The sequence below is a fragment of the Cupriavidus basilensis genome (assembly GCF_008801925.2).
Lineage (GTDB): Bacteria > Pseudomonadota > Gammaproteobacteria > Burkholderiales > Burkholderiaceae > Cupriavidus > Cupriavidus basilensis.
In genome coordinates, this window is the sequence record NZ_CP062803.1 from 4213860 (window position 1) to 4231345 (window position 17486).

At 68.1% G+C, this 17486-nt stretch carries 19 protein-coding genes; 12 read left to right on the forward strand and 7 right to left on the reverse strand.

Translation table 11 applies throughout. From position 1 onward, the window contains the following. Positions 1-33: 33 nt before the first annotated feature. Entirely contained in the window at positions 34-621 is a 588-nt protein-coding gene (locus F7R26_RS19445; RefSeq protein WP_150993556.1) for a phosphoheptose isomerase, read from the reverse strand. 99 nt (positions 622-720) lie between these two features. Further along, entirely contained in the window at positions 721-1089 is a 369-nt protein-coding gene (locus tag F7R26_RS19450; protein ID WP_150993570.1) for a YraN family protein, read from the reverse strand. A gap of 39 nt (positions 1090-1128) precedes the next feature. On the opposite strand from F7R26_RS19450, the gene rsmI reads away from it, so the two are divergent. Beyond that, positions 1129-2052, forward strand: coding sequence for a 16S rRNA (cytidine(1402)-2'-O)-methyltransferase (rsmI, locus tag F7R26_RS19455; protein ID WP_150993558.1), 924 nt, complete (start codon positions 1129-1131; stop codon positions 2050-2052). A gap of 72 nt (positions 2053-2124) precedes the next feature. Here rsmI and F7R26_RS19460 read toward each other — a convergent pair whose 3' ends face one another. Then, on the reverse strand, positions 2125-2949 hold the full coding sequence (locus F7R26_RS19460) for a septal ring lytic transglycosylase RlpA family protein (protein ID WP_150993560.1): 825 nt from the start codon (positions 2947-2949) through the stop codon (positions 2125-2127). A 326-nt stretch (positions 2950-3275) separates the two neighbouring features. On the opposite strand from F7R26_RS19460, the gene F7R26_RS19465 reads away from it, so the two are divergent. The 3 genes from F7R26_RS19465 (at position 3276) to F7R26_RS19475 (ending at position 5027) form a co-directional block, all read left to right on the forward strand. After that, positions 3276-3926 (forward strand): MBL fold metallo-hydrolase, encoded by a 651-nt coding sequence (locus tag F7R26_RS19465; RefSeq protein WP_150993562.1) that lies wholly within the window; start codon positions 3276-3278, stop codon positions 3924-3926. 50 nt (positions 3927-3976) lie between these two features. After that, positions 3977-4624, forward strand: a complete 648-nt coding sequence (locus tag F7R26_RS19470) for a 3'-5' exonuclease family protein (RefSeq protein ID WP_150993564.1) — start codon at positions 3977-3979, stop codon at positions 4622-4624. A 175-nt stretch (positions 4625-4799) separates the two neighbouring features. Further along, complete coding sequence (locus tag F7R26_RS19475; protein WP_150993566.1) at positions 4800-5027, forward strand: hypothetical protein; 228 nt, start codon at positions 4800-4802, stop codon at positions 5025-5027. Between the two features lie 97 nt (positions 5028-5124). On the opposite strand, the gene arsC is transcribed toward F7R26_RS19475, so the two are convergent. Further along, positions 5125-5484 (reverse strand): arsenate reductase (glutaredoxin), encoded by a 360-nt coding sequence (arsC, locus tag F7R26_RS19480; protein ID WP_150993568.1) that lies wholly within the window; start codon positions 5482-5484, stop codon positions 5125-5127. Between the two features lie 103 nt (positions 5485-5587). Next, positions 5588-6493, reverse strand: coding sequence for a LysR family transcriptional regulator (locus F7R26_RS19485; protein ID WP_193692095.1), 906 nt, complete (start codon positions 6491-6493; stop codon positions 5588-5590). A 248-nt stretch (positions 6494-6741) separates the two neighbouring features. On the opposite strand from F7R26_RS19485, the gene F7R26_RS19490 reads away from it, so the two are divergent. Beyond that, positions 6742-7332, forward strand: coding sequence for a GNAT family N-acetyltransferase (locus tag F7R26_RS19490; protein ID WP_150992589.1), 591 nt, complete (start codon positions 6742-6744; stop codon positions 7330-7332). Positions 7333-7527: 195 nt separating this feature from the next. On the opposite strand, the gene F7R26_RS19495 is transcribed toward F7R26_RS19490, so the two are convergent. Continuing rightward, entirely contained in the window at positions 7528-8796 is a 1269-nt protein-coding gene (locus F7R26_RS19495) for a M20/M25/M40 family metallo-hydrolase (protein ID WP_150992545.1), read from the reverse strand. 44 nt (positions 8797-8840) lie between these two features. Continuing rightward, positions 8841-10106 carry an allantoate amidohydrolase gene (locus F7R26_RS19500; protein ID WP_150992547.1) on the reverse strand — a complete coding sequence of 422 codons (1266 nt, stop codon included), beginning with the start codon at positions 10104-10106 and terminating at the stop codon, positions 8841-8843. 422 nt (positions 10107-10528) lie between these two features. Between F7R26_RS19500 and F7R26_RS19505 the strand changes: the two genes are divergently transcribed. The 7 genes from F7R26_RS19505 (at position 10529) to F7R26_RS19530 (ending at position 17439) form a co-directional block, all read left to right on the forward strand. Continuing rightward, on the forward strand, positions 10529-11941 hold the full coding sequence (locus tag F7R26_RS19505; RefSeq protein WP_150992549.1) for a C4-dicarboxylate transporter DctA: 1413 nt from the start codon (positions 10529-10531) through the stop codon (positions 11939-11941). Between the two features lie 45 nt (positions 11942-11986). Further along, on the forward strand, positions 11987-12676 hold the full coding sequence (locus tag F7R26_RS19510) for a GntR family transcriptional regulator (protein WP_043350559.1): 690 nt from the start codon (positions 11987-11989) through the stop codon (positions 12674-12676). A 301-nt stretch (positions 12677-12977) separates the two neighbouring features. Beyond that, the gene (locus F7R26_RS41480) at positions 12978-13106 is read left to right on the forward strand and encodes a hypothetical protein (RefSeq protein WP_277820350.1); all 129 of its coding nucleotides are present in this window, start codon (positions 12978-12980) and stop codon (positions 13104-13106) included. 70 nt (positions 13107-13176) lie between these two features. Further along, the gene (locus F7R26_RS19515) at positions 13177-13998 is read left to right on the forward strand and encodes an SDR family oxidoreductase (RefSeq protein ID WP_150992551.1); all 822 of its coding nucleotides are present in this window, start codon (positions 13177-13179) and stop codon (positions 13996-13998) included. An 88-nt stretch (positions 13999-14086) separates the two neighbouring features. After that, the gene (locus F7R26_RS19520; protein ID WP_150992553.1) at positions 14087-14863 is read left to right on the forward strand and encodes an enoyl-CoA hydratase-related protein; all 777 of its coding nucleotides are present in this window, start codon (positions 14087-14089) and stop codon (positions 14861-14863) included. Between the two features lie 63 nt (positions 14864-14926). Then, complete coding sequence (locus F7R26_RS19525; RefSeq protein WP_150992555.1) at positions 14927-16624, forward strand: long-chain-fatty-acid--CoA ligase; 1698 nt, start codon at positions 14927-14929, stop codon at positions 16622-16624. Next, complete coding sequence (locus tag F7R26_RS19530; RefSeq protein ID WP_150992557.1) at positions 16621-17439, forward strand: crotonase/enoyl-CoA hydratase family protein; 819 nt, start codon at positions 16621-16623, stop codon at positions 17437-17439. Before F7R26_RS19525 ends, F7R26_RS19530 begins: the two co-directional genes overlap by 4 nt. Positions 17440-17486 lie beyond the last annotated feature (47 nt).

The window sequence follows — 17486 nt, forward strand, 5'->3', positions numbered from 1 at the left end:
GCGCCGCGCGGCGGGCTTGGGCGGGCGCAGGCCTTACCCCTCGCCCAGCAACGCTTCGTCGATGCCGTCGCACAGGCAATGCAGGGTCAACAGGTGCACTTCCTGGATGCGCGCCGCGCGCTCGCTGGGCACGCACAGGTGGACGTCGAATTCGTCGAGCAGGCCGGCAAGCTCGCCCCCGCCCTGGCCGGTCAGCGCCACCACGCTCATGTCGCGCTGCTTGGCGGCCAGCACCGCGGCGATCACGTTGGCGGCGTTGCCGGAGGCGGACATGGCGAGCAGCACGTCGCCCGGCTGGCCGAGCGCCTCCACCTGCTTGGAGAACACCACGCTGAAATCGTAGTCATTGCCGATGGCGGTGAGGATGGAACTGTCGGTGATCAGCGCAATCGCCGCCAGGCCCGGGCGCTCGCGCTCGAAGCGGCCGATCAGGTCGGCCGCGAAATGCTGGGCATCGGCGGCGGAACCACCGTTGCCGCAGGCCAGGATCTTGTTGCCGCTGGTGAGCGCGCCAACCAGGCGCTCGATCGCCGCGGCGATGTGCGGCGCCATCACCGTGGCGGCCTGGCGCTTGGTCTCCGCGCTGTCGAAGAAATGCTGCTGGATGCTATCGATATGCATGGCTCGATCGGCCTTCTTGTTTTCAAACGCTTTTCAAATACGGCATGCGCCGCAAGATACCGCTGCATTATGACGCAGGCGCCTGGGCTGCCTGCCGCTTCATTGCGCCGCGCCAGCATCGAACGCATCGCGGATCCATTCGAGGCGGCCCGGCTCCAGCGCGACCACATCCAGCCGGCAGCGCGGCTCGAAGCCCTGTCCTGCCTGCGCGGCCAGGTAATGCGCCGCCGCCAGCAGGATGCGCCGCTGCTTGGCGGGCGTGACGCTGGCCGCCGCACCGCCATAAGCACGGCTGGCGCGCTGGCGCACCTCGACAAACACCAGCGTGCCGTCGGCCTCGCGCATGATCAGGTCGATCTCGCCGCCTTTGCAGCGATAATTGCGAACCACGAGCGCCAGGCCCTGCCTTTGCAGGTAGTCCAGCGCGCGCGACTCGGCCCGGGCTCCCCGCGCCTGCGTTGGCGACATCGTGGATTTGAATGATGGTTTCAACGGAAGTTCTCAAGCATGACTGACTGGATCTCCCTGGCGGCCGGCCAGTCCTACCCGTCCGGCACCCTGTATGTGGTGGCCACCCCGATCGGCAACCTGGCCGATCTCTCGCTGCGGGCGCTGCATGTGCTCGGCCTGGTCGATGCCGTGGCCTGCGAGGACACCCGCAACACCGGGCAACTGCTCACGCGCGTGGGGCTGCATCGCCCTTTGCTGGCGGTGCACGAGCATAACGAGCGCGAAGCGGCCGAGCGCATCAACGCGCGGCTGGCGGCCGGCGAGCGCATCGCCTATGTGTCCGATGCGGGCACGCCCGGCATCTCGGATCCGGGCGCGCGGCTGGTGGAAGCGGCGCGCGCCGCGGGCCACGCGGTGGTGCCGCTGCCCGGCCCGAGCGCGACGGTAGCCGCGTTGTCGGTGGCGGGTGCGATGCTCGACAGCGGTGACGGCCGCTTCACCTTTGCCGGTTTCCTGCCGCCCAAGGCGCGTGCGCGCGCCGACGCCATCGCCGGGCTGGCCACGCTGGACCATGCCTGGGTGGTGTATGAGGCGCCGCACCGCATCGCCGACACGCTGGCGGCGCTGGCCGCCGCGCTGCCGGCCGGCAGGCGGCTGCTGATTGGCCGTGAGCTGACCAAGCTGTTCGAGGAAATCAAGGTGCTGCCCGTGAGCGAGGCGCCGGCCTGGCTGGCAGCCGATCCGTCGCGCGCTAAGGGCGAGTTCGTGCTGGTGGTGGAAGGGGCCGCGCCCGCGGCGGCGGATGCCGGCCTGCCCGACGCCCGCGCCCAGCAGGTGCTGGGCCTGCTGCTGGCCGAGTTGCCGGCCAAGCGGGCCGCCAAGCTTGCCGCCGCCATTACCGGCGCGCCAACGGATGCGCTGTACCGGCTGGCGCTGGCGCAGCGCGCCGAGGGTGGCGCGGACGACGAAGCCAGGGAGTAAGCCGGAGACAAGCGCGAGGCTGGCGCCGTCGGCCTCGCGGACCTGGCAGGGCTGCATGGTCCGCGCCCCGGCTCAGCGGCTCTTGCGCTTGGTGGTGGCAGGCTTGCGCGCCTTGCGGGCCGTGCGCGCCGGCCTGGCGGGATTGTCGGCCATCTCGGAAACGGTGGAGGCATCGTCGCCGCCATCGCCCGCATCGTCGTCGCCCGGCGTGATCTGTGGCCCCAGCGCCGCCACCTCGGAGCGCGACAGGCGCCGGATCTCCACCTGCGTCGAGCCGTGGTCCGTGAAGCCGAGGCGCCTGGCGGCGCCGTAGGAGACATCGAGGACGCGGTTGCTGTGATACGGCCCGCGATCGTTGATGCGGACCACCGCGACCTTGCCGTTGCGCAGGTTGCGCACCAGCACCCAGCTGTCGAGCGGCAGCGAGGGATGCGCGGCGGTCATCGCGCGCATGTCGAAGCGCTCGCCATTGGCGGTCTTGCGGCCATGGAAGCCCTTGCCATACCAGGATGCCAGGCCACGCTGCTCGAAGGAGCCCAGATCGGGCCGCAAGCCTTCCAGCGAGCCCTGGCCGACGCCCTCGCCCAGCGCATCGTTGCCGCCGCCCCAGCGGAACAGGCCCCAGCCGTTACCGTTGTCTTTCTGGGCATGATCGGTCGCCTCGCCCCTGGCGGCATCATCGGCCTTGCCGTTCTTGCCACCGTTCTTGTCGCCCTTTGCCGTCTTGCCCGGCTTGGCAGCCTTGGCACTTCCCGGGGTGGCGGCAGTGGGCATGCCCTCCTGCCCTTCATCCGCCGGCGGGATCGCGCAGGCGGCCAGCGCCAGCGCGCACGTGGCGTGCAGGCACAGGCGGACGATCCGCCCGGGGCGGGAAAAATAGGGGGGTAACCAAGACATCGCGGGAGTCTAGCATCACGCAGTTACACCTATGGCCTTGATTATGTTACGAATTGTCTGTAACACGCGGCAAAAACCGTACCCGATTCGGCGGCGGCCGGGCGCAATGCCAGTCCTGGCAAGGCTTTCGCGGTGTGATGCCCGCATGGCATCATGTCCTGGCCGCGCTGCCGGGCGCAGCACGTTCCAGTGTGCCCGACGCTACAATGCGAGGACGATTCCAATCGCGGGCCGTCCCGGCGGTTGCGCCCGTTGTGGCGCATCAGGCGCCCGCGGTTTCCGCGGCTTGCGCGATCTCCCGCGTTCCCCCTCCTGAATTCCGCTCCATGCAAGTGCTATTGATTCCCGTGACGCCCTTCCAGCAGAACTGCGCGCTGCTGATCGACGAGACCACCGGCCGCGCCGCGGTGACCGATCCCGGCGGCGACCTTGACCGCATCCATGCGGCGGTCAAAGAGCACGGCGTGACGCTGGAGAAGATCTTCCTCACCCACGGCCATGTGGACCATTGCGCGGGCGCCGCGTCGCTCGCGCGCGAGCTTGGGATCCCGATCGAGGGGCCGCACGAGGACGAGCGCTTCTGGATCGAGCAACTGCCCGAGCAGACGCGCCGCTTCGGCTTTGGCCATGCCGAGATCTTCGAGCCGCAGCGCTGGCTGGACACGGGCGACACCGTGCAGTTCGGCAGCGAGACGCTGGAGGTCTACCACTGCCCGGGCCACACGCCCGGCCACGTGGTGTTTTTCTCGCGCGCCAACCGGCTTGCCATCGTGGGCGATGTGCTGTTCGCCGGCTCGATCGGCCGCACCGACTTTCCGCGCGGCAACCACGCCGACCTGATCCGCTCGATCCGCACCCATCTGTGGCCGCTGGGCGAAGACGTCACCTTCGTGCCCGGCCATGGGCCCGTCTCCACCTTTGGCGAGGAGCGCAGGAACAACCCGTACGTGGCGGACCACCTGATCGATGTGGCCTAGCGGGCTAAACCCGCCACCGCGCTTCCCGAACCTCATTTCCAAGGCAGGCCATGGCCAAGCGACAGGCACCTGACACCCGTCCCGAAATCTATGTCAGCACCGACGTGGAGGCCGACGGCCCCATCCCCGGGCCGCACTCCATGCTGTCGTTCGCCTCCGCCGCGATGCTGGCGGACAAGACCGTGCTGAGCACCTTCTCGGCCAACCTGGAAACGCTGCCGGGCGCGGCCGGACATCCGGCGCAGATGCAGTGGTGGCAAACCCAGCCGGAAGCCTGGGCCGCCTGCCGGCGGGACCTGGAGCCGCCCGAGCGGGCCATGGTGCGCTACGTGGAGTGGGTGGAAAGCCTGCCCGGCAAGCCGGTCTTCGTGGCCTTTCCGGCTGGCTTCGACTTCACCTGGATGTTCTGGTACATGATGCGTTTTGCCGGCCGCTCGCCGTTTGGCTGGGCCGCGCTCGACATCAAGACGCTCGGGTTTGCCATGACCGGGCTGCCCTACCGCAAGACCGTCAAGCCGGCGCTGCCGGCCGAGTGGAAAGACCCGCTGCCGCACACCCATGTGGCGCTGGACGATGCGCTGGAGCAAGGTGCGCTGTTCTGCAACATGCTCGCCGAGCTGCGCGCGCGGGAGGCCACGCTGGCCGCCGCGCAAGCTTTGGCCGAAGGCGACGGCGCGCCGCCAGCTCCCACGGCCTGAGCAGGCTGGCCTGCGGGGTGCCGCGGGCCTTGCGCCGGCCTCGCATCCTGGGCCACGCCAGCTATAGTTAAGACGTATATGGCATCCGAACCCACTCCGTCTCTCAGGGCTGCCGCGGCGCCACGCCATATACGGCTTGCACGGCCTCGCGAGCCACGCCCAGGAGGTGTCGCCCATGCGTTTCCATCCCAACCTGCACTTGCGCCAGATGGCCGGCCGGTTGCATTGGCCGCACGTGACCCCATCCTCGCGCGAGTCCACCCGTCCGCACTCCCTGGAGGACGATGCCGAAGTCGCCAAGGCCACGGTCTACGTGAGCGCGGTGACGCTGGTGATCCTGCTGGTGGTCCTGGCGGCAATCGCTTTCGGCCAGGAGGCCATGCACTGGCTGGGTGTTCATTAGACGACCCGCCTGAAGCAGTCCAGCCTCCCTGACCGGGCCGGCCCTCACCTAGGTGGGGGCCGGTTTTATTTCGGGGCCAAGGTTTGCCGGCGCCGGCTCAGGCCAGCAAGGGGGCGACGTTCTCGGGCGGGCGGCCGATGGCGGCGCGGCGGTTGCGCACCACCAGCGGGCGTTGCAGCAGGATGGGGTGGTCGGCCACCGCGCCCAGCACCTCGGCATCGGTCAGGCCCGGATCGGCCAGGCCCAGCTCCTTGTAGGGCGCTTCGTTGTCGCGCACCATCTCGCGCACCGGCACGCCCAGCATGGTGTGGAGCTGCTTGAGCGTGGACAACGTGGGCGGCGTCTTCAGGTATTCCACGATCTCCACGGGCTCGCCCAGCCGGCCAGCGGCTGCCTCGACCAGCGCAAGGGTTTCGCGCGACTTCGAGCAACGGGGGTTGTGATAGATGGTAATCATGGCGGCACTCCTGGTTCGACCGAGGCCCCGGCGCCGGGGCTGAAACCCGCACTATACAAGCGGCGTTGCCCGCCCGCATGCCCCCGAGAGGTGGCATACCGGCTCAGGCCGGGCCTTGCCTTTCCGGCGCCAGCCGCAGCAGGGCCGCCACGGTGGCGCGCAGCCCGGCGCGCAGCGGCTTGTCGTGGCGCAACACCAGCGCCAGCGTGCGCGCCAGCGGCGGGGCCAGCGGGCGCACGGCGATCCGCGCGCGCGGCTGGCCCGGCGGCAGCGCCATGCCCGGCAGCACCGAATAGCCCAGCCCGGCGCCCACCAGTTCCTTGATCGCCTCGACGCTGTCGAGCTCCATCACCGGGCGTGCGCTGATGCCGGCGCGCAGGAACCATTCGTCCACCAGCCGGCGCGTATTGCCGCCGGGCGAGAACAGCACCAGCGGCCGGCCAGCCAGGTCGGCGGGCGCCACGGTAGCGGGCAACGGCTCGTCGTCGGCGGGGCCGATGGCCACGAACGGGTCTTCCAGCACAGGCGTGATGTCGAACATCCGGCCAGAGGCCGGCAGCGTCACGAAGGCCAGGTCCAGGGCGTTGTCTTCCACCGCCTTGAGCGCCTCGCCGGTGTTTTCCGTGCTGACCACGATCTCCAGCGCGGGCATGGCGCGGCGCAGGTCGCGCAGCACCGCAGGCAGCAGGTAGATGCAGGCGGTGGCGCCCGTGCCCAGCCGCACCCGGCCGACCACCCCACCGGCGTGGCGCGCCATGCTGTCGTCGGCGGCGGCCAGCGCACCGGCCACGCCGCGCGCGTGCGCCAGCAAGTCCTCGCCAGCGGGGGTGGGCAGCACATGGCGCCCTACCCGCTCGAGCAGGCGCAGGCCATAACGCTGCTCCAGCTGGCGCACCTGCAGGCTGACCGCCGGCTGGCTCAAGCCGAGGCGCTCGGCCGCCGCCGAAAAGCTGCCAAGATCGCAAACCAGCGAAAAAGCCTGCAGGAAGTCGGGATTGAGATGCCGCATGCCAAAGAATTTCTTATGCGCTGCATAAGTCAGCGAAGCTTCCTTTATAGCACCGGCGCAAGTTAAGGTTGCAGCGTGCCCCGGCCCTTGCCACCGCGGGGCAGCTTGCCGCAACGCGGCTTTCATCCACGTATCGCCTTTCCTCCGGCATCGACTACGCTCGAACCGGCTCACCTGCCCAGACCGCTCGCCGCGCCAGCATCATGAAAGCCCCTCTCGCCACACTCAGCGCCGCCTCTGCCACGCCGATGGCCGTGGCCAATGCCACCGCCGCAGTCCAGGCCTGCGCCAGCCCGTCGATCCGCGACGCCACCGCTGCCGACATCCCCGCCATCCAGGCCATCTACGCGCACCATGTGCGTCACGGCCGCGCATCGTTCGAGGAAGTCGAGCCAGGCGTGGACGACATCCGCCTGCGTCACGCCGAGGTGAAACGCCAGGGCCTGCCCTACCTGGTGGCCGAGCGCGGCGGCGAGGTGCTGGGCTATGCCTACGCCAGCGCCTACCGCACGCGTAGTGCTTACCGCTTTGCCATTGAGGATTCGGTCTATATCGACGAGCGCTACCGGGGCCAGGGCCTTGGCCTGGCGCTGCTTGCCGCGCTGGTGTCACGCTGCGAGAGCGGCCCGTGGCGGCAGATGGTGGCGGTAGTGGCCTGCACCGCCAGCGGCGAAGGCGCTGGCTCGCTGGCCTTGCACGAGCGGGTGGGCTTTCGCACCATCGGCCGGCTGCAGTCCGTCGGGTTCAAGCACGGGCAGTGGATCGATACGGTGCTGATGCAGCGGTCGCTGGGAGATGGGGACGAAACGCCGCCGGTGGAGCGCTCGGCCAGGCCGTAAGACTTGGCCGGCCCCAAGCCGGCAGACAGCCGATCCACTGGAGTTAATTCCAGTGAGGAATTTAAAGTGGATCTTGATAGTTAAATATATTCGTCATGCGCATGATCTTGCGATCAAGGCTGACGAGAGGGCGCGGCGAGCGCCTGCCCCCTCTTCTAGTCCCAAGGCGGATACCAGCCCTGGGACCATGACGGATCAACCGATCAGATCCGACAGCGCCAGCGCCACCACCTTGGTGGCACGGTTCAGGTCGTTCAGGCGCAGGTTCTCGTCCGAGTTGTGGCCGCGCGCTTCCATCAGCGTGCGCGGGCCGGCGCCGTACAGCACGGTGGGGATGCCGTACTTGGTGTAGTGGCGGGCATCGGTGTAGAGCGGCACGCCTTGCACCGGGATCTCCACGCCGAACACTTCCTCGGCACGGCCCTTCAGGGCGCCGATCAGCTTTTCCACGCCCGGCAGTTCCGACAGCGGCTCGGCCAGGATGATGCGCTCGACCTTGACCTCGATGCCCGGACGGTCCTTGGCGGCCTTCTCGACCACGGCGCGCAGTTCACCCTCAGCGTCGAAGCCGATTTCCTCGGGGATCATGCGGCGGTCGACGCGGAAGGTCACCAGGTCCGGCACCACGTTGGTGTTGATGCCGCCCTTGATCAGGCCGACGTTCAGCGTGGCGGTATCGATGCCCAGCGTCTTCGACTTGCGCGTGGCCAGCTCGGCACGCAGGCCGTAGATGGCTTGCAGGATGTGGGTGGCGGCTTCGATCGCGTCCACGCCGGTGTGCGGCATGGCGGCGTGGCCTTGCTTGCCCTTGACCGTCACTTCCACGTGCAGGCAGCCGTTGTGGGCCGAGGTGATGCCGTAGGAGAAGCCGGCCGAGATGGCGTAGTCGGGCTTGCTCAGGCCCTGGTCGAGCAGGAACTTGGGACCGATGTCGCCGCCGGTTTCCTCGTCATACGTGAATTGCAGTTCCAGCGTGCCGTTGAGCTTGGCGCCTTGCTTTTCGGCTTCCATCAGCGCCAGCACGGCGTACGTGTAGGTGGCGAAGTCCGACTTGGACACGGCCACGCCGCGGCCGTACATGACCGGGCCGTGCTCGCTGTCGGCGATCTCGCCGCCGTACGGGTCCTTGGTCCAGCCCAGGCCCGGAGGCACCACGTCGCCGTGGGCGTTCATGGCGATGGTGGGGCCGCCGGTGCCGAAGGTCTTGCGCACCAGCAGGTTGGTGGCGCTGATCATGCCAGCGGCCTTGACCAGCTCGTCCGGCACCTTGTGCGCTTCGACCTTGAAGCCCAGGCCTTCGAGCAGCACCTTGGCGCGCGCGCCGTGCGCGTCGCAATCGCCCGGCGGGTTATCCGACGGCACCTTGACCAGTTCGGCGAGGAAGGCTTCCTGCGCGGGACGCTGGGCGTCGATGTAGTTGGTGAGCGTGGTCTGCAGCGGGTTCACGTTGTCTCTTGCGGTCATGTTGATTCTCGAAAAAGTCTTTCAGGATGGCGGATGCGGGCGCTTTACTGCTGCCGCGCGGAATGCTTGTCGAAATGCTCGACGAAATCGCTGAACACGGCAGCCGCGCTGGCGGCGTCCTCCGCGGTCATGATCTCGGTGGGGTGATGGCTGATGCCACCGTTGCCGCAGCGCACAAACAGCATCGCAACATCGGCAATGGCCGCGATGGCCATGGCGTCGTGGCCGGCGCCGGAAGGCAGGTGGCGCACCGGCAGCCCCTGGCGGGCGATGGCATCCGCCCATTGCTGTTGCAGCCAGGGTGCGCACGGCACGCTGACGGCCTCATGGGTCTTGCGGATCTGCACGCGCACATTGCGCCGGGCGCACACGCGCTCGATTTCCGCCAGCACGTCATTCACGGCAGCCTGGCGCACGGCGTCTTCGCCGGCACGGATGTCGATGGAGAAGACCGCGCGGCCCGGCACCACATTGGCGGCGCCGTTAGGCACGTTGAACTGCCCGATCGTGCCGACCAGGCCAGGCAGGCCACTGCAACGGCGCTCGATAAACAGGCCGATCTCGGCGCCGGCCATGGCGGCATCGCGGCGCATGTCCATCGGCACGGTGCCGGCGTGGCCGGCAAGCCCTTCAAGTTCCACGATAAAGCGGGTGGCGCCGGAGATCGCGGTCACGACACCCAGTGACAGCCCTTCGTTGAGCAGCACCGGGCCTTGCTCGATATGGACTTCCACGAACGCCAGCACCTGCTCGCGCGCATGCGCGGCGGCGGGCAGGCCAGCGGGATCGTAACCTGCCGCGCGCATCACTTCGCGCATGGTCTTGCCCGAGTCGTCCACGTTGTCGAGCACATTGGTGTCGAAGGTGCCGGCAATGGCGCGGCTGCCCAGCAGCGTGGCCTTGAAGCGCACGCCCTCTTCCTCGGCAAAGCCGACCACCTCGATGGCGAACGGGAAGCGCTTGCCCTGGCGGTTCCACTGCGCCACACAGGCGATCGGGAGGATCACGCCGAGGTTGCCGTCATAGCGGCCGCCATCGCGCACGGTGTCGAAATGCGAGCCGGTGAGCAGCGCGGGCGCATTGGGCGCGGTGCCCTCGTAGCGGCCGATCACGTTGCCGGCCGCGTCGCGGCGCACCGTCATGCCGGCAGCCTGCATCCACTCGGTGAGCTGCGCGGCGGCGCCGTGGTGAGCCTCGGTGAGATAGGTGCGGGTGAGCATGCCGGGCTGCTCGGTGTGGACGGCCAGGGTATCGGCCCAGGCCATGATGCGCGCCCCGGTTTCGGTAGTGGGCGTGAGGGTTGCTGCCATGCGTGTCTCCTGCTGGAAGTGCGCGAATGCGGGTGGCGCCGGATCATGCAAGCCCCGCGCCAGCGGTGCCTCGGGTGCCGGGCCGGCGCCGCCGGACCATCCCGGTGCGCCCTGACTCTCGTGCGAGAGCTCTATTTTGTGCGATTCATGGTAGCACAGTGAATTCAAAAATTGCATACAAAAATGATATGCACTATATTGGCTTCCACGTTCCGACAATTCGCTGCGGACAATCCGCTCCGGACAGCGAGTTGCGTGGATTACGCGCCGACAAGAGGGCGAATCCACGATGCGGCGCAGCCCTCACCCGGCAGCGCGCGCGGGACGTCAGGCCGGCTGTCCGCCACGCGGGCAACCGGCAATTCCACAGCACGACAGGATGCGCCAGCCAACGTCTAGGACGCGTCCGCATGGAGACAACGATGCACCCAGCAGTCCAGCAACGGCCGGCTTCCGGCCGCCCGCAAGCCGCCTTTTCGCGCTTCTTCCGATCCCTGTTTGGCCAGGTCCTTGTCGCCCTGGTGCTCGGGACTGCGCTCGGGCTGCTTTTCCCCGAAATTGCCGCCAAGCTCAAGCCGCTCGGCGATGCCTTTATCAAGCTGATCAAGATGCTGATCGGCCCGATCGTGTTCTGCGTGGTGGTGGCAGGCATCTGCGGCGCCGGCGAGCTCAAGAAGGTGGGCCGGGTCGGCATCAAGGCCGTGCTCTACTTTGAGGTGGTCACCACCATCGCGCTGGCGCTGGGCATCGCGCTGGCCTACATCTTCCATCCCGGCACCGGCATGAACGTGAACCCGGCCTCGCTCGACGCCTCGGCCATGTCCGCCTATGTGGATACCGCCGAGAAGGTCAAGAGTGCGGGCATGGTGGACTTCCTGCTCAAGCTGATCCCCAGCACGGTGATGGGTGCGTTCGCCAGCGGCGACGTGCTGCAGGTGCTGCTGGTATCGATCCTGTTCGGTTGCGCGCTGTCGCTGGTGGGTGAGCGCGGCCAGCCGCTGGTGACGATCATCGATACTTTCTCGCACACGCTGTTCAAGATGATGGGCTTCATCATCAAGCTGGCGCCGCTGGGCGTGCTGGGCGCGGTGGCTTTCACCGTGGGCAAGCACGGCATCGGCTCGCTCAAGCAGCTGGGCTACCTGGTGCTGGTGTTCTACGGCGCGGTGGCCTTGTTCGTGATGGTGGTGCTGGGCACGGTGATGCGCCTGTGCGGCTTCTCCGTCTTCAAGCTGATCCGCTACCTGCGCGCCGAGCTGCTGGTGGTGCTGGGCACCGCATCATCCGACAGCGTGCTGCCCCAGGTGATGAAGAAGCTGGAGTTCCTCGGCATCAAGAAATCGGTGGTGGGCCTGGTGATCCCCACGGGCTACTCCTTCAACCTGGATGCCTTTTCGATCTACCTGACGCTGGCCGCGGTGTTTATCGCCCAGGCCACCAATACGCCGCTGGCGCTGGGCGACCTGCTCGGCATCCTGGCGGTGGCGCTGGTCACTTCCAAGGGCGCGCACGGCATCCCCGGCTCGGCCATCGTGATCCTGGCGGCCACGCTGTCGGCGCACCCGGCCATTCCCGCCATCGGGCTGGTGCTGGTGCTGTCGGTGGACTGGTTCATCGGCATTGCCCGCGCGGTCGGCAACCTGATCGGCAACTGCGTGGCCACCGTCGTGGTCGCCGCCTGGGAAAAGGATATCGACCGGGCACGCGCCCACGACGTGCTCAACGGCAGGATCGACGCCAGCGACCTTGAAGCGGGCTTTGCCCCGGCGCCGCACGAGGCCGCCCTGCCTACCCCCGGGGCATCCCCGCTGCCCGGCGCGGCCGCGGGGCGCTAGAATCTCGGGATTCCTCCTACCGAGACGCTGCGCAAGTGCGCGACCATGCCTGAGCATATCGACCCTGCCATGACCGCCGAAGCGATCGCCGAAGACATCGTCGCGGCGATCGTCTCGCACCGCCTGCCGCCCGGCACCAAGCTGCGCGAAGAGGCCCTGGCCAGCGTCTACCGCGTCAGCCGCACCAAGGTGCGCGCCGCGCTGCTGATGCTGTCCAAGGACAAGCTCATCCAGATCGTGCCGGACAAGGGCGCCTTCGTGGCCAAGCCCAGCGCCGAGGAGGCGCGCGAAGTGTTTGCCGTGCGCCGCATCCTGGAGGCGGCCCTGGCGCGTGAATTCGTGGCGCGCGCCACCGCCGCCGACTACAAGCGCATCGACCGGCACCTCGTCGCCGAGAAGAAAGCGCTGGGCGGCAGCGATGCGCATGTGCGCACCCGCCTGCTCAGCGATTTCCACATCATGCTGGCGGACGTGGTGGGCAATGGCGTGCTGACGGGCATGCTGCAGGAGTTGTCGTTGCGCAGCGCGGTGATCACCATGCTCTACCAGTCCCGCCGCGACGCCGCCTGCTCCTCGGACGAGCATCGCGACTTCATCGAGGCCGCCCGCGCCGGCGACACCGAGCGCGCGGTGACCCTGATGGTGGAGCACCTGAACCACGTCGAGGCGGCGCTGCATTTCGAGCAGGTGCCCGCCGCCCGCAGCAAGGACCTGGTGACGGCGCTGCTGGCCTGAACCCGGCATGCTGCCCGCTTGACCCAGGTCAAGGCGCGCCACGCGCCTTTGCATCATCATCGACCTCGTCATGAAGCTGCGGGGGCGCGCTTCATGACACACTGGCCCGTCCATCGCGGACGGCAGCCCGCACGCCGGCTTGGGTGCGGGCTTTTTCTTTTGCGCGCCGCGCGCGCTGCCATTGCCAGATCCGCACGTGATCGAATCACGGCTTCGGAGTAGGATGTCGGAGGCCCAAGTCAGAGGCCGCTTAAAAGATCAGTGAAGATCAATGGCAAAAGATAAAAGCCAGGAGACAGACATGACCCGTTCCAGCCGTCCGGTGGCGATGTTCGAGGCATCGCCAGCACCAGCCCGCGCCATCCTGCTCCCCGATTTGCCGCCCCTGGCGGCCCCGCCGTCCGTGCGCCCGCGCCGCGTGCGCGGCTGATCTTCCCGCCCGACCTTCCGTGCCGGGCCATCCGCTTTCATCATCCAACCCATCCTGGTGAGGGAAACCCATGTCCAACGCGTTCAAAGATGACGTCCTGGCCGGCAAGGTCGTGTTTATCGCCGGCGCTTCGTCCGGCATCAACCTGGGCATCGCCCGGCATTTTGCCAAGGCGGGCGCCAGGCTGGCGCTGGTCAGCCGCGACCCCGAGCGCATCGCCGCGGCGGCGGCCAGCATCAACGACGCCGGCGGCAGCGCCATCGGCATGGCGGCCGATGTGCGCGACTACGCCGCGGTGGAGGCGGCGCTCACGCGCACGCGCGACGAGCTTGGCCCGATCGATATCGTGATCTCGGGCGCGGCCGGCAATTTCGTGGCGCCGGCGCTGGGCATGTCCGCCAACGGCTTCAAGACCGTGGTGGATATCGACCTGATCGGCACCTTCAACGTCTTTCGCGCCTGCTTTGCCTTTCTCAATGCGCCGGGCGCCTCGCTGATCGCCATCACCGCGCCGCAGGCGGTCAACGCCATGATGTTCCAGGCCCACGTCTGCGCCGCCAAGGCCGGCATCAACATGCTGGTGAAATGCCTGGCCATGGAATGGGGCCCGGCCGGCGTGCGCGTCAACGCCATCTCGCCCGGCCCCATCGCCGGCACCGAGGGCATGGCGCGGCTCGCGCCCACGCCGGAAATGGAGGCGCGCTTCAAGGCACGCCTGGCGCTGCGCGACTACGGCGACAAGGACGATATCGCCAATACGGCGCTGTTCCTGTCAACCGACAACGCCCGCTATATCACCGGCACCATCGTCGACTGCGATGGCGGCAGCAAGCTGGGCGACGCGTCGGCCGATGCACTGCATCCGCCCAAGGCACCGGGCAAGGCGGCCTGAGCCGCGCGGCGCTACACACACTCAAGCCACCGTGCATTTGCGCCTTCGTGCATTTGTGCATCAGAACACCTACGACAAGGAGACACCTATGACATCACCCGTGCTCTATCACGCCGCCGAGGGCGTGGCCACCATCACCCTGAACCGCCCCGACGTGCTCAACGCGCTCAACAGCGCGCTGATGCTCGATCTGCGCGCCGCCGTCGAGCGCGCCGCGCAGGACGAGGCCGTGCGCGCGGTGGTGCTGACCGCCAATGGCCGCGGCTTTTGCGCGGGCGCCGACCTGGCCGGGCGTGAGCCCGGGCTGCAGGATTCGGGCACGCTGCTGCGCGAGCGCTACCACCCGATCATCCTGGCGCTGCGCAATATGCCCAAGCCCGTCATCACCTCGGTCAACGGCGTAGCGGCCGGTGCCGGCATGAGCCTGGCGCTGGCCGGCGACGTGGTGCTGGCTGGCCGCTCCGCGTCGTTCCTGCAGGCGTTCTCGAAAATCGGCCTGGTGCCCGATGCGGGAAGCACCTACTTCCTGCCCCGCTACGCGGGCGAGATGCGCGCCCGCGCGCTGGCCATCCTGGCCGAGAAAATCGATGCCGAAGAAGCCCATCGCATCGGCCTGGTGTGGAAGGTGCATGAGGACGAAGCCCTGCCGGCCGAGACCGCCAAGCTGGCCGCCCACCTGGCGCAGATGCCCACCTTTGCCTACGGCCTGATCAAGGAAGCGCTCAACGCCAGCCTGGAGAGCGACCTGCCGGCGCAGCTCGAACGCGAAGCCACGCTGCAGTCGCGCGCATCGAAGAGCGAGGACTTCAAGGAAGGCGTGGCGGCGTTCCTGGAAAAGCGCAAGCCCGCATTCAAGGGCCGCTGACCACCGCTGGCTACGCATCGCACCACCAAGTCGACATCCATGCGAAACCAGGAGACGCGCACCATGCTAGGCCTCATGCAAGACCGTCCGTTGTTGATTTCCTCACTGATCGAGTACGCCGCGCAGTACCACCCGCTGCAGGAGATCGTGTCGCGCACGATCGATGGCGGCACGGTGCGTTCCAACTACGCGCAGGTGCACCGCCGCGCAAAGCGGGTCGCCAGTGCGCTCGTCGGCCCCGGCGGCCTGGGCGGACTTGACGTTAAGCAAGGCGACCGCGTCGGCACGCTGGCGTGGAACACGCATCGCCACCTGGAGCTGTACTTTGGCGTGTCGGGCGCGGGCGTGGTGCTGCATACCGTCAATCCCCGCCTGTTCCCCGAGCAGATCGACTACATCATCAATCACGCGGAAGACCGCGTGCTCTTCTTCGACCCGTGCTTCGCGCCGCTGGTGGCGCAACTCGCGCCGCGCCTGTCCAGTGTCGAGCACTACGTGGCAATGACCGATCGCGCCGGCACCGACGCGCTCGGCCTCGCCGGCAAGCTGCCCAGCCTGCTGTGCTATGAAGACCTGGTCGAGGCCGGCAGCGAGGACTATGCGTGGCCGCAGTTCGACGAGCGCACCGCGTCGTCGCTTTGCTACACATCGGGCACCACCGGCAACCCGAAAGGCGTGCTGTATTCGCATCGCTCCACCGTGCTGCACAGCCTCAAGGCTTGTGCGTTCGACACCTTTGGCGTGAGCGCGGACAGCGCGATCCTGCTGGTCGTGCCGCTGTTCCACGCCAACGCCTGGGGCATGCCCTACGCATGCGCCATGACGGGGGCCAAGATGGTGCTGCCCGCCCAGCACCTGGACGGCGAGAACGTCTACCGCATGCTGCGCGACGAACGCGTGACCTTTTCCACCGCGGTGCCCACGGTGTGGCTGATGCTGTTCCAGTACCTGGATGCGCATCCCGAGATCGATCCGCGCTCGCTCGGGCTGAAGCTGGCCGGTGTGGGCGGCTCCGCAGCGCCGGCGGCGATGATCGAGCGCTTCGAGCAGCAGTTCGGCGCGCGCTTTGTCCAGGGCTGGGGCATGACGGAGACCAGCCCGATCGGCGTGATCAGCACGCTCTTGCCCAAGCATCATGCGCTGGGCACGCAGGAGCAATTGAAGATCAAGCTCAAGCAAGGCCGCGCGCTGTGGGGCGTGGACCTGCGCATCGAGGACGACCAGGGCAACGCGCTGCCGCACGACGGCCAGGCCTTTGGCCGGCTCAAGGTGCGCGGGCCGTGGATCGCCTCGGCATACTTCAAGGCAGAGCACGACGCGCTCGACGCCGACGGCTGGTTCGACACCGGCGACGTTGCCAATATCGATGCCGACGGCTATGTGCAGCTGGTGGATCGCGCCAAGGACGTGATCAAGTCAGGCGGCGAGTGGATTTCTTCCATCGACCTGGAGAATGCCACCATGGGCCATCCCGCCGTGGCCGAAGCCGCCGTCGTGGGCGTGCCACATCCCAAGTGGCAAGAGCGCCCGCTGCTGGTGGTGGTGCGCCGCGCGGGCAAGGACGTGAGCGCCGCCGAACTGCTCGCGTTTCTCGCCGCGCGCGTCGCCAAATGGTGGGTGCCCGACGACGTCGCCTTTGTCGACTCACTGCCCCACACCGCCACGGGCAAGCTGCTTAAGGTGAAGCTGCGCGAACAATTCAAAGACTATGTCCTGCCCACCGCGCAGGACCCGATTCCAGCAAGGAGCCATGCAAGATGAACACCAGCAGCGAACGCATCATCCTGACCCTCGAAGAGGGCGTGGCCGAGGTCAGGCTCAACCGGCCCGACAAGATGAACGCGCTCGACCCCGCCATGTTCGACGCGCTGATCGAGACCGGCCAGCGTCTCGCGCGCGAACCGGACTTGCGCGCCGTTGTGCTGTCGGGCGCAGGCCGCGCATTTTGCGCCGGGCTCGATATGCAGAGCATGGCCGGGCTGGGCGATGGCCAGGGCGACGCCATCGCCGCGGGGCGCCTCGCGGCGCGCAGCCATGGCATCTCCAACCGCCCGCAGTTCGCCTGTATGGTGTGGCGCGAACTGCCGGTGCCGGTGATCGCCGCTGTGCACGGCGTGGCGTTCGGCGGCGGCTTGCAGGTCGCGCTCGGCGCCGACCTGCGCTATGTCACCGCGGACACGCGCATGTCGGTGATGGAGATCAAGTGGGGGCTGGTGCCCGACATGGCCGGCATGCTGCTGATGCGCGGCCTGGTGCGCCCCGACCGCCTGCGCGAGCTGATCTACAGCGGCCGCATCGTCACCGGCGAAGAAGCCTGCGCGCTGGGCCTGGCCACCGCCGTGGTGGACGACCCGCGCGCCGCCGCGCTAGCCACCGCGCGCGACATTGCCAACCGCAGCCCGGACGCAATCCGCGCCGCCAAGCGCTTGATGCAGGTGAGCGAGGACGGCGACGGCGCCGCCATCCTGCTGGCCGAATCGGTCGAGCAGGACCGGCTGATTGGCGGCGCCAACCAGCGCGAGGCGGTGATCGCCAATATGGAAAAGCGGGCAGCGGCGTTCAAGCCGGCGTCGTAGTGTGGCGTGGCGCCGGCCGAGGTGCTTGGCGCTCCGCGTTTTTGCGA